The organism is uncultured Lactobacillus sp., from assembly GCF_944327175.1.
Classification (GTDB): domain Bacteria; phylum Bacillota; class Bacilli; order Lactobacillales; family Lactobacillaceae; genus Lactobacillus.
The window spans coordinates 39448-50202 of record NZ_CALVGT010000006.1; the positions used below are offsets into that span (position 1 = coordinate 39448).

13 protein-coding genes, 1 tRNA gene and 1 riboswitch are annotated in these 10755 nt (G+C 43.3%); of the genes, 2 read left to right on the plus strand and 12 right to left on the minus strand.

Annotated features, from left to right (window positions below):
• Nucleotides 1-37: 37 nt before the first annotated feature.
• Nucleotides 38-201: riboswitch (M-box (ykoK) riboswitch) on the minus strand.
• A gap of 106 nt (nucleotides 202-307) precedes the next feature.
• Genes Q0J41_RS01175 through trpS form a run of 3 tightly spaced genes read right to left on the minus strand, consistent with a single transcriptional unit; the run spans nucleotide 308 to nucleotide 2412 of the window.
• Nucleotides 308-922 carry a methanol dehydrogenase gene (locus Q0J41_RS01175; RefSeq protein ID WP_296225141.1) on the minus strand — a complete coding sequence of 205 codons (615 nt, stop codon included), beginning with the start codon at nucleotides 920-922 and terminating at the stop codon, nucleotides 308-310.
• On the minus strand, nucleotides 903-1385 hold the full coding sequence (locus Q0J41_RS01180) for a deaminase (RefSeq protein WP_003616872.1): 483 nt from the start codon (nucleotides 1383-1385) through the stop codon (nucleotides 903-905). Before Q0J41_RS01180 ends, Q0J41_RS01175 begins: the two co-directional genes overlap by 20 nt.
• 1 nt (nucleotide 1386) lies before the next feature.
• A complete protein-coding gene (gene trpS / locus Q0J41_RS01185; protein ID WP_296225122.1) occupies nucleotides 1387-2412 on the minus strand; it encodes a tryptophan--tRNA ligase in 1026 nt (341 codons plus the stop codon).
• Nucleotides 2413-2592: 180 nt separating this feature from the next.
• Between trpS and Q0J41_RS01190 the strand changes: the two genes are divergently transcribed.
• A tRNA-Gly gene (locus tag Q0J41_RS01190) sits at nucleotides 2593-2663 on the plus strand.
• A 71-nt stretch (nucleotides 2664-2734) separates the two neighbouring features.
• Here the strand turns inward: Q0J41_RS01190 and Q0J41_RS01195 are convergent.
• The 9 genes from Q0J41_RS01195 to Q0J41_RS01235 form a co-directional block, all read right to left on the minus strand.
• On the minus strand, nucleotides 2735-3403 hold the full coding sequence (locus Q0J41_RS01195; RefSeq protein ID WP_296225125.1) for a type II CAAX endopeptidase family protein: 669 nt from the start codon (nucleotides 3401-3403) through the stop codon (nucleotides 2735-2737).
• A 196-nt stretch (nucleotides 3404-3599) separates the two neighbouring features.
• Nucleotides 3600-3851 carry a hypothetical protein gene (locus Q0J41_RS01200; protein ID WP_003614028.1) on the minus strand — a complete coding sequence of 84 codons (252 nt, stop codon included), beginning with the start codon at nucleotides 3849-3851 and terminating at the stop codon, nucleotides 3600-3602.
• Between the two features lie 119 nt (nucleotides 3852-3970).
• Nucleotides 3971-4258, minus strand: coding sequence for a bacteriocin immunity protein (locus Q0J41_RS01205; RefSeq protein WP_296225134.1), 288 nt, complete (start codon nucleotides 4256-4258; stop codon nucleotides 3971-3973).
• Nucleotides 4259-4342: 84 nt separating this feature from the next.
• Nucleotides 4343-4834, minus strand: coding sequence for a hypothetical protein (locus tag Q0J41_RS01210; RefSeq protein WP_296225135.1), 492 nt, complete (start codon nucleotides 4832-4834; stop codon nucleotides 4343-4345).
• 56 nt (nucleotides 4835-4890) lie between these two features.
• A complete protein-coding gene (locus Q0J41_RS01215) occupies nucleotides 4891-5100 on the minus strand; it encodes a leucocin A/sakacin P family class II bacteriocin (protein ID WP_296225136.1) in 210 nt (69 codons plus the stop codon).
• A gap of 88 nt (nucleotides 5101-5188) precedes the next feature.
• Complete coding sequence (locus Q0J41_RS01220; protein WP_296225137.1) at nucleotides 5189-7351, minus strand: peptide cleavage/export ABC transporter; 2163 nt, start codon at nucleotides 7349-7351, stop codon at nucleotides 5189-5191.
• 6 nt (nucleotides 7352-7357) lie between these two features.
• The gene (locus Q0J41_RS01225) at nucleotides 7358-8158 is read right to left on the minus strand and encodes a LytTR family DNA-binding domain-containing protein (RefSeq protein ID WP_296225138.1); all 801 of its coding nucleotides are present in this window, start codon (nucleotides 8156-8158) and stop codon (nucleotides 7358-7360) included.
• Nucleotides 8151-9428 (minus strand): GHKL domain-containing protein, encoded by a 1278-nt coding sequence (locus Q0J41_RS01230; RefSeq protein ID WP_296225139.1) that lies wholly within the window; start codon nucleotides 9426-9428, stop codon nucleotides 8151-8153. The genes Q0J41_RS01225 and Q0J41_RS01230 overlap by 8 nt, the downstream gene beginning before the upstream one ends.
• Entirely contained in the window at nucleotides 9429-9596 is a 168-nt protein-coding gene (locus Q0J41_RS01235) for a ComC/BlpC family leader-containing pheromone/bacteriocin (RefSeq protein WP_236149806.1), read from the minus strand.
• A gap of 178 nt (nucleotides 9597-9774) precedes the next feature.
• On the opposite strand from Q0J41_RS01235, the gene Q0J41_RS01240 reads away from it, so the two are divergent.
• Nucleotides 9775-10545 carry an NUDIX domain-containing protein gene (locus Q0J41_RS01240; RefSeq protein ID WP_296225140.1) on the plus strand — a complete coding sequence of 257 codons (771 nt, stop codon included), beginning with the start codon at nucleotides 9775-9777 and terminating at the stop codon, nucleotides 10543-10545.
• Nucleotides 10546-10755 lie beyond the last annotated feature (210 nt).

A 10755-nucleotide genomic window follows, 5' to 3' on the forward strand; every position in this document is an offset into this window, starting at 1 on the left:
TACAAACCGTAAGGGGGACCTTGCCAAATAAGGCCACGCTATTGACTAATCGCTCAGCTTTAACACTACGTGACGTAAGCACATGCTAGCTACCTGGAAAGTGCCTTATTTCGACAATTTCTATTTAACCCGTTGGCATCTCTGGATGTTTCTGGGCGATAGCGTGTGTTCACGTAGGAGTCTCACCTAACAGTTCATTTGCTCTCTTTTCAACTTTACATAGATGACTATACACGCTTAAAGCAGGCTTGTAAACCACCTTTATGTAAAGTCAGCGTTTTTATTTTGCTTTTTTTGTGAAAAAGACTTATTTTCTAGCCTGCCGCTTTACAGCATAGCGCAGGAAGATGATCACGGCCGCGATCAAGACCAGCAAGGCCAGCATGATCGGAATTCTGAGGTCGGCCGGCTTGATCACCCGGTTCACTTCCTCGCTGGACAGGTCAAGGGAGTCCTTTTTAAAGCCGAGGCTTTGGTCGATCAAGGTCACGGAGATCTTGAAGAGCTCCTGCACCCCTTCATTGAAGGCGATTGGGTCATCAGCCGTGATTTTAGAAGCCGTGTGGCTGAGGATGTTGGCCCTAACCTGGGCGGTAAACTGGCTGTGCAGGTCGCTGCTGCTGTAAAGATAGGCCTTCTTAGTCCCGTCCTTTTGCACGTTGATCACGATATAGAGGGTCCCGCTTGCCTTACTCAGGCCGAACGGCTGGGTTTTTTTGGCATTTTGCAGGGTCTCGACGATCACGATCGGGTGCTGGTCAGACTTCTGGTACTTGGCATTCTTTTGGTCAACCATTTTCCGGGTATCGGAATTGATGATGCCGGCATTGTCCTGGACGAAAAAGCTGCTGGCCCCGGTCACCAGGGGAAAAAGGCAGACTAAGGCCAGGAGCCAGGCCAGCCTAGTCGCTGCCGTCTTCAAGTTTGTGTGCCAGTTCTTCGACGAATTGGCGGTCAAGCTTAATTTGTTCATAAGGTACTCCACTATCACGCAGCAGCTGAATGGCCAAAGGACTGTCGTGATAATCATAGTAATAGTTGATCTTGGTCACCCCGGCCTGCAGCAGGTGTTTGGTGCAGTTGTAGCACGGGAAGTGGGTCACGTAGATTTCCGTGTTGTCGGTTGAGACCCCGTTTTTCGCGCAGGAAATCAGACTGTTCATTTCAGAGTGAATCGTCCGCACGCAGTGTCCGTCGACCAGCTGGTGGCCCACGTCATCGCAGTGGTCCTGGCCGGAAACTGACCCGTTGTAGCCGGTGCTGAGGATCCGCTTGTCCTTGACCAGGACGCTGCCGACCAGGGCCCGGTCACAGGTTGACCGCTGGGCAATCACCAGGGCCTGCATCATAAAGTACTGTTTCCAGGGAATTCGCTTGCGCGTCATATTAGCCTCGGTTCTTGAAGTAGTTGAAGCCGATCGCGTCACGGACTTCCTGCAGGGTCTGGTCAGCCACCTGGTTGGCCTTTTGTGACCCTTGGTAGAGCATGTCGTAAACGGCATCCAGGTTTTCAGCGTACTTTTGCCGGCGTTCTCTGATTGGGGCCAGTTCAGCTTCCAGGACCTTGTTTAAATAGCGCTTGATCTTGACGTCACCTAACCCGCCCTTTTGGTAGTCTTCCTTAAGTTGGGCAACAGTATCCTTGTCCGGGTCAAAGACATCCAGGTAAGTGAAGACGGTGTTGCCTTCAACCTGGCCTGGGTCTTCCACGTGGATGTGGTTAGGGTCGGTGTACATGGACATAACCTTCTTCTTAACCGTTTCCGCGTCATCAGACAGGTAGATGCAGTTGCCCAGGGACTTGGACATCTTGGCGTTGCCGTCCAGACCTGGCAGGCGGCCCTGGCCCTTAGGCGGGAAGTAGCCCTTTGGTTCAACCAGGACGTCGACATTGTAGGTCCGGTTAAAGCTGCGGACGATTTCCCGGGTTTGTTCCAGCATTGGTTCCTGGTCATCGCCGACTGGGACTAAAGTAGCCTTGAAGGCAGTAATGTCAGCGGCTTGGGCAACCGGGTAGGTCAAGAAGCCGACTGGCAGGGAGTCGCCGAAGCCCTTTTGCTTGATTTCCGTCTTAACAGTAGGATTTCTTTCCAGCCGGGACAGGGTTACCAGGTCCATATAATCAGTAGTCAATTCAAACAGAGCCGGGATTTGGGACTGGACAAAGATGGTGGACTTTTCCGGGTCCAGGCCAACAGCCAGGTAGTCCAGGGCAACTTCGATCAGGGAGTTGCGGATCTTTTCCGGGTTACGGGCGTTGTCAGTCAAGGCCTGGGTGTCGGCAATCATAATGTAGGAATCATACTTGCCGGTGTTTTGGAGCATGACCCGGTTCTTCAAGGAGCCGATGTAGTGGCCAATGTGCAGCTTGCCGGTTGGGCGGTCGCCAGTCAAAATAATTTCTTTCGTCATTTTTCGCTTTCCTTTGCTAAATTCTTTGTTAAATTGTTTCTATCGAGCGTTATTATTATCATTTTAGCAAAAATAACAAATAGATTAAACCACTCCCGCCGGGCTGGAAGAATCTTTTTGAAAAAAGTTGCCAAAAAGACTTGGCGAAAGTTTTTTTACATGCTATACTTAAAACATCTTGCGGGTATAGTTTAATGGTAGAACGCTAGCTTCCCAAGCTGGAGATGAGGGTTCGATTCACTCTATCCGCTTTTTTTATACCATAAATTAACAAAGAAATAAGCGAGGCCAAACGGCCCCGCTTATTTTTTACTCTCTTCAGTTAAACGGCGATGGTCACAACCGTCAAGACCCCGTTTAAGGCTGCCAGGTAAAGAGGCAGCCAGATGGTCTGGGTGCTGAGGTAGCTCCAGGCGAAAAGCATGCCAAAGGCAAAGTTGAAGGCAAAGATTGCCGGAGCGAACTGGAAGGTCAGGATAGCGTAAAAGATGCCCGAGCAGATTATGCCGGCGTAGGCCACGCCCCTTTTCTCAGTTCTGAACCAGTAGTTGAACAAGAAGCCGGTGCAGAGGTACTCTTCCAGGATTGGCAAGACCACCCCATTGGCCAGCATCATGAACCAGTATAAGGAGCTGGTGGAATGAGAGGCATAGGTCAGTTGCAGGCCTGAGGCCGGGAAGCTCTTGTAGAGCTGCAGGTAGGAAATTCCAATCCGGCCGGCGGCAACCACGAAGCTTAAGAGCAAGGTAAAGTTGAAGCTGCTCAGCCAGGGGATGTTGAAGCGTGAATCGAAGAAGCGCTGTTCACGGTTGTAGCGGTAAATGTAAAAAAGCAGGCACATGGCCGCCAGAACTAGGAACAGGATCACGTTCCAGATGCTGATGGACGGGCTTTTGATCGCCAGGTTGTCGGCCAGGGCCGTGAAAACAAAAACTACAAAATAGACGAGATAACGGACAAGGTTACCTTCGCGTGATCGTGGCGTATTCATCTTATTCCACTCACTCCTCCGTGAAACATTTGTAATTAGTTTATTATACCAAAGAAATCGGGCCCTTTTTGGCCTTTGTATGAATATTTTTGGTTACTTTTGCCTTACAATGTTTCATGCTTTTTACGTGGAGGGATGAAAAAAGTGCCGCCAAAGCCGGAATATCCAGCTCAAGCAGCACTTTGCTTTTTCTATTTTAATCCATAATCGCACAGCTCATGGCAAAGTAGACCAGGCCCAGGCAAGAACAGAAAATAACGACTGGCCAGACAGCTTTAGCGACGTTTTTTTGCCGGATGCCACTGACAACCAGATAGATCACCAAGCCAAGCAAGGTTAAAAGGCCTAGTGCCACGATTAAGAGGTGGTGCCACAGCCAGAAAATCACACTGTTGCCGACAACAAGGAAAACACGTTCCCAAAATGGAAGGCGTGAAGCTTGGTACATAGCAACTCCTCCTTAAAATCAAACATCATACCTAATCTGCTTTATTTGCGACAATTGTAGCACCAATCATAAGCAAAGCGTAGCGCTTTTTCATTTAATATGATTAAGTTTTCAGTAGATTATTTCAGAACTACGCCACTAGCGCCAACCGCAGAGTAGCGGGCCAAGTCCAGTTGCAGGCTGATAACGGCCTTTGGCAGTTCGTTTTCAGCAAAGTTGGACCGCAATTGGGTATCCAGGTTAGACGCAATTGAGCGAATTGATTCTGACTTTTCAGCCTTCTTAACAGCTGCTTCAATCAGCTTGCTCAAAGCCGCGTTTGCCTTGACTGCCGGGTCATTTGCGACAGTTTCCAATTGCTTCTTAAATGCTTCTTCTGCTTCGATTTCTTTCTTGTTAAAAAACATCGTACAGCCACCTATAAAATGAAAAATCAAACAATATTTTTTGCTTACATTCTAGCACTGTTTGTAATTGGTGGAAAGGGAAAATTATTGATTATTTTTTAAAAAGCTATATAATTCACTAGCACTCTTTCCGCCACCAACCCAAGCATTAGCAACGTCACCATCATTAATACGCATAACTGTTGGCGTTCCGGGAATCTGCAACACATCAAAAGCATAAGAGTCGTTCTTTGAACTAGCACTTACATCAAGATAATACAGCTTATGCTTTATGAGCTTACTGAAATCCTTCAACACTGGTGAGTATTGTCTGCAATAATAGCACGTTGGTCTGCCGATATATAAGTATCTGTCTTTTCCATCTTTCTTAGTAAATAAATGATCTACTTTCTTCGCATTAATCTTCTTGAAGTGTTTGACGTTCAATAGATACTCGTTAACGCTGATAGTTTGTTCAGCCAAAGGAGCATCCGAAGTAGAATCACTATAATTAGTCGCAGCGTAGATAGGACTTGATGTAAAAATCAATGTGCTAAGTGCCGCGATAATGCCTAAAAATAATTTTCTTAATTTCAAAATATCATCCTCATTTTCAATTTAAAAGGAAAGGCTAATGCCTTTCCTTTCGTTAATTAGCAACGCCCAATAGTTGCCTTACCACCAGTTGCATATGCGGCACCCATACGATTTACGATACAATACCAAGCCTTGCCCCAATCAGTTCTGCAGTGGTATCTGTTGCATGAAACACCATTTCCATAGTAGTGGTACTTGCCACCGCTCTTGCTGCCGCCGATCACATTTTTTAAATCCATTTCGGTCAACGTTTCAAATTTTTCCATATTTTTTACCTCCTAGCAATTAGCTTACAGTACATAGATTAACTGTTTTATCACGTAAATGTTGCTACCGAACCAATCTTGCTGACTATCAGACTAATTCCGTAGAGGCCTTTACAAGGCTATGGTAACTTCCTTTCTTGTCAAATAGCTCTTTGCTAGATCCACTTTCAACAATTTTGCCGTGATCTAACACAAAAATTTTGTCAACTTTTTGAGCTATTTTCATCTGATGTGCGATAAAGATTATTGTTTGATCACCTTTTATGAGATTCTCTACAACTTTTTCTTCAGTGATAGGATCCAATCCACTTGTTACCTCATCTAAAATAAGAACCTCAGCACGTGAAAGTAGCGCCCGTGCTATAGAAAGTCTTTGCTTTTGTCCTCCCGAGAGAATCGTTGCACCTTCATCAAATTTTGCTGGTAATTTTTCTACATCACCCAAAATTTCGGCTTTCTTACAAGCATCCCTAATCTCTTGTTCTGAAACATCCCGATTAACGCCCAAAAGCAAATTCTCTTTTATAGTGCCAGAAAAAAAATATGGATCTTGTGGAATATATCTAACAAAAGAACGAAGTGTTCGCTTGCTGATTCTTGCAAGATCGGCTTTCCCTAGTAGAATTTTTCCTTCAGTAGGTGAAATAAAGTTAACCAGTAATTTGGCCAAAGTAGATTTTCCTGACCCGCTTCTGCCGACTAGCGCTATCTTCTCGCCCGTATTAATCTTCAAACTGATGTCTTCCAATATTTTGTGGCTAAAATCATACTGGTAATCGACATTTTTTAAAGTGAATTCTCCTTGAAGCACAGCTGTATCGACATATTTCTCCTCACTAAGAGCAAACTCACTTGGAATAACCATAACCTCATTTAAACGTTTCTGAGACACTCCAGCGGCTTGCAAAGAAGGCTGCAAATTGACTATGTTTTGTAAAGGGTCTATGAAATATGAAAGAAGTGAATTATATGTTATCAATTGCCCTATCGTCATTTCTTTGTCAATAATCATTTTCGACCCAACAACCAATACTACAATACTTAAAAATAGGCGAAGGAAGCTCTTTATTGCACTTTGAATGGCTTCTGCTTTAACATAATCCAAAGACTTACTAAGATAATCTTGAAATTGTGCTTCTATTCTCTTATACTGCCTCCCCTCGCCTGTCACCGACTTGATCGTAACTATCCCTCGTAGCGCCTCAATAATCATTGAATTGAGCTTTGAATTACTCTCCATCTGTTCATTATCAAGTGTTCTAAACTTCGCTGTAAACGCCAAAATTGTGATTGCGAATAACGGCGTAAGTAATAAAACTATCTTGTATAAAGACGGGCTTTGTATGCTTAAAGTTACCCCCATTGTTATTACAGTCGCAACATCTATGCACAAAGATACTGCAACATTTGCTAGCGCATCTGTTATATGGTTAACATCCGAAAATCTAGAGGTTATCTCACCGATCTTTCGAGTTTCAAAAAAGTTGACAGGTAATTCAAACACATGATTGAGATATTGCAAACTAATCTTTTTAATAAGGTGCTGTCCTAATATATTCACCAAAATATCTTGAAAATAGCCTAAAACAGAGTTAACAGCGTATGCTATGCAAAGTCCTACAGCTATCAATTGAATCAAATGATAGTCTTGTTGCGGTATGTAGCTATCTATTAGGCCTTGAAAAAAATACGAACTACCAATATTTATTATGGTCAATAGAAAAGCAGCTAGTGTAATCGATAATACCAGCCGCTTTTGTCTGAGTACAAGCTTGAAAGTTGAAAAGATATTGGTCCGCTTCTCATGAATTGCTTTAAAATTTCGAGACTTTGAGAGAAAAATTGCTATGCCTGTCCACTCATTGAAAAATATCTCCTTTGAAATTCTCTGAATCCCAACCTTAGGATCTGGATCAGCAATAACAATATAATTCGGTAAATTCTTCAAGACAATGCAGTAATGTAAAAGGGAATTATTCTTCACCATATGAACGATAAAAGGAAAATGTAATTCGTCAGTATCGAACATAGTTTCATCAGCCTTAACCGCATGTGTCAGTAATCCTAACTGTTCAGCGGCTCTGACTATCCCTAAAGCTGATGTTCCTTCCAAAGTCGTTTTTGCTAGATATCGTAATTTAGCTAAAGAAACTACAGCTCCATATTTCTTTAACACCATAGCGAGACACGCAATTCCACAATCTTTTTCATCAATTTGCGGAACATAGATACGATTATATTTCATGTACATCATAAATCAGTTATTCTTTTCCTCAAGAAACTTTTCTCCAAGTGCTGCGATCTGCTTCTTCTTATCTCTCGAGAAGTAAACTATATCTCCGTTTGGAAAAGTTACGTATCTTTTAGCCAAATCTACGCTAACAACATTATCCGGATTGATTACGCATGACTGTGAAACTTTTAGCAAAAAATCATTTTCTTCATCCAGCTTAGAAATGTTGTTCTTAAATTCGCTGTCACCATTTGCCGCTACTAAATGAACTTTGTGTTGCATCGTGCTGTTTTCGATATAGTAAATTTCAGAAGCGCTGACTCTTTGTAAATACCGGCCGCACTTGTAGCTAAAATACTGATGGTTTACGTGACTTAAAAGGTCCAGATTATCAAAGGCGGCTTGCAAAGTTTCCTTTAGCCGCTGCATAAAGGCGGCTGAGGGCAGTTCCTTGTTGATGTAATCAATTGCGCCAATTCGCCGACGATAGGTCAATGGGGCGTATTTATCATACGCTGTCACAAAGATTATCTGCGCGTTGGGATCACGACTTCGAACAAACTCAGCCAAGTCAACGCCTGTCTTAATCCCCTTGTTCAATTCAATGTCTAAAAAATAAAGTACATTAGTCGCTTCGTTAGCTACCAAATAGCCAGCTACCTCTTCAAAACTGTTGGCAACCAATGCTAATTCCACCTTGCTCTGCCGGTAATTTTCGTTGTCATCTGACAAATTCTCGCTGGCATAAACTATCCTTTGAGCAAGGCTTTCAGCCAAAGACGCATCGTCATCACACACAATAACCTTATATTCCAACTTACTCATCCTCTTCTTGATCAATCGTTAAGTAAAGGTCAAACCAACCATCCGAAACATTGTATGAGATATCTAATTCTGAATACTTTTGCTCGATATCTTGCAAATTTGCCAACCCCAGCCCTTGATGTCCTGTTTTCGTTGTAAAACCTTTAGTCGCTAGATTTGTATGCTGTCTTTTACCCTGAACGACCTTGTTTCGGATTTCAAACTCTAGACTATCTGTTGTTTCTTGGTAAAGCATCGCCTGTATCTCTGGATGACCATTTCTTTCTGAAAGAGATTGACTCTCCTCTAATGCATTGTCAAAGGCAATCCCAATTACTCTAACTAAATCAAGTTCATCAACATTGCCTGGTATTGACGCAATTGTCTGTCGACATTCAAAATCATAAGGAATGCCTGCTTGATATATAGCATTCAGCTTCGTGATAATGAGGCTCTTAAGAGTTTTAACTTGAATATGGTTTGTGTCTTTGTACTTAAGAAGAGCCTGGGAATCGAGATTTTCAGCAGAATAGCGTTCCAATTTATCTAATAGCTCGTGAACATTCCCTTCAGCTGCACTGACTTTCAGCGAATTCAGCAGATTCCGGTAATCGTGCCTAAATGCCCGGAGATTATCTTCACTTTGTTCAAGATAGTTGGCATATTCCTCCAGCTCTTTTTGCTTTTGCTTATTAAGTAAGCTCTCTTGTATCTTTTGATTACTATGAAACATTACTATTGCAAACAAAGCCTGTAAAACTATCACCAAACCCAGAGTAATTGCAGGGGAATAAAACCATTTATGCTCAATCACTACAGTATTTAACGTAACCAACGAAATGTATTCATAAATCAAAGTAATCATAAATGGCTCTTGCCAGCTCATTTTTTGTAAGTACGTTCTTATTTTTTGAACGTTTGATTTAAATAAGGCAAAAGCCATTAAATATATCGCCACAGAAATTACTAAATCCATATATGGGAACATGGCAATTATGCTTTGGGGAAACAGATTTAGTATTGTGTCAGACAAAAGATCACAAAAAAGACAAATAAGTGCTGTACTAAACACAGTCGCTAAATTTTTCTTACGGTAAGCGATTAAGAATAACGAAACTTCTGCTATATTAGCAAAAATTGAACCCCAAACGTTAACATCGGCAAATATGCTCAAAATCAGTAAAAATACAATCAATTGTATCTTGCTAGGATATCCTGTTAAGTAATAAAAAAACAGGACATTTACGACCGCAGATAGTATCGTTGTCGCAAGACTAATATAAAATAACATTTATCTGTGGATTTTCCGGATAATGGGAAGGAAATCTTTTAAATGATCGCCCCATCTAATCCCCTTGTACAATGAAACATACGGTAAAAATCCTTCAATTCCTCCCCCAACAATCTGTTCCAATTCTTCATCTGTCAGTGTTTCAACTTTATGCAAGTTATTATCCATAATTTTCTTTCCTTTCATGAAAAATCAACCGTTTTTATCCTAACAAATTTTAACTCAAACATGAAAAAGAGACGGATTATGTCAAAATTCAGACTGATTTTTCATCCCTCTTCCACGAGCAATCCACCTTCGCAATGATGATATACTAGTAGTAGAAAACTTGAAAGGAGCTGTTTTGATGCCTGAATTAGAAAAGATAGTCGAACGCCCCTTGATCACCATCACCAACCTGATCTGGAGCTTTAACAAGGAAACCCACCGGGTTCAGCTGCTTTTAGTCAAGCGCAAGGATGAGCCTTTCGCGGACCGCTGGGCCCTGCCGGAAACCCTCCTTCGGGAAAACGAAAGTGCCGACCAGGCTGCCGTGCGCTTGATCAAAGAAAAAATTGGCCTGGACCTGCCGGAATCTTCCACCGAGCAGCTGGCCACCTTTACCTCTCCCCACCGGACGCCCGGCGAGCGGGCCCTGGCCCTAACCTACATGACCTACCTGCCCGCCATGCCTAACCTGCGGCCAGGCTACGGGGCCAGCGATGTTGCCTGGTTCGCCTTTGAAAACTTCGGCCACAAGTATGAGCTTTTTTCCGCTGCCAAGGACTTGACCTTTGAATTAGCGGAAAATTCTCACGACCTGGCCTTTGACCATGACGAAATCATCGCCGTGGCCATCCAGCGCATCCGCAACAAGCTGGACTACCAGCCCAGCATCCTGCAGATTCTTGGCCCTGAATTCACTCTCCGCGAAGCCCGCGAGGTCTACGCTCCCTTCTTTCAAACCACAGTCGATGAGATCGACAACTCCAACTTCCGCAAGACCCATGGCTCCCTCTTTACCGAACTGGGCGTGCAGAAGAATTACCACAAGAGCGGGCGGCCGCCAAAGCTCTACTGCCTTAAGGAAACGCAAAACAATATCCTCTGGGGCAAGGCTAACGATAAGCAAGGCTAGTCCTTGCTTTTATTTTTGCAAAAAAGCCACCCTGCCTAAGCAGAATGGCCTGTAATTCTATTAAAAACTAACTAGGAGATGACATCAACTACCCCAGAATAAATTCTGAGGTTTGCAGTCTCATCTATTGCTAGATAGTGGTTATAGCGTCTTACGACTCCCACCTGTGAGACCGCATCGTCGGGCAGTTGACGGTGCCCGTTTACCTGC

What these genes read in the sequence shown, in the direction of transcription:
- Q0J41_RS01195 (WP_296225125.1), bottom strand. Translation starts at nt 3,403, where the DNA reads ATGAATACGCCACGATCACGCGAAGGTAACCTTGTCCGTTATCTCGTC.
- Q0J41_RS01230 (WP_296225139.1), bottom strand. Translation starts at nt 9,428, where the DNA reads ATGTTATTTTATATTAGTCTTGCGACAACGATACTATCTGCGGTCGTA.
- Q0J41_RS01225 (WP_296225138.1), bottom strand. Translation starts at nt 8,158, where the DNA reads ATGAGTAAGTTGGAATATAAGGTTATTGTGTGTGATGACGATGCGTCT.
- Q0J41_RS01235 (WP_236149806.1), bottom strand. Translation starts at nt 9,596, where the DNA reads ATGGATAATAACTTGCATAAAGTTGAAACACTGACAGATGAAGAATTG.
- Q0J41_RS01180 (WP_003616872.1), bottom strand. Translation starts at nt 1,385, where the DNA reads ATGACGCGCAAGCGAATTCCCTGGAAACAGTACTTTATGATGCAGGCC.
- trpS (WP_296225122.1), bottom strand. Translation starts at nt 2,412, where the DNA reads ATGACGAAAGAAATTATTTTGACTGGCGACCGCCCAACCGGCAAGCTG.
- Q0J41_RS01220 (WP_296225137.1), bottom strand. Translation starts at nt 7,351, where the DNA reads ATGTACATGAAATATAATCGTATCTATGTTCCGCAAATTGATGAAAAA.
- Q0J41_RS01215 (WP_296225136.1), bottom strand. Translation starts at nt 5,100, where the DNA reads ATGGAAAAATTTGAAACGTTGACCGAAATGGATTTAAAAAATGTGATC.
- Q0J41_RS01240 (WP_296225140.1), top strand. Translation starts at nt 9,775, where the DNA reads ATGCCTGAATTAGAAAAGATAGTCGAACGCCCCTTGATCACCATCACC.
- Q0J41_RS01205 (WP_296225134.1), bottom strand. Translation starts at nt 4,258, where the DNA reads ATGTTTTTTAACAAGAAAGAAATCGAAGCAGAAGAAGCATTTAAGAAG.
- Q0J41_RS01200 (WP_003614028.1), bottom strand. Translation starts at nt 3,851, where the DNA reads ATGTACCAAGCTTCACGCCTTCCATTTTGGGAACGTGTTTTCCTTGTT.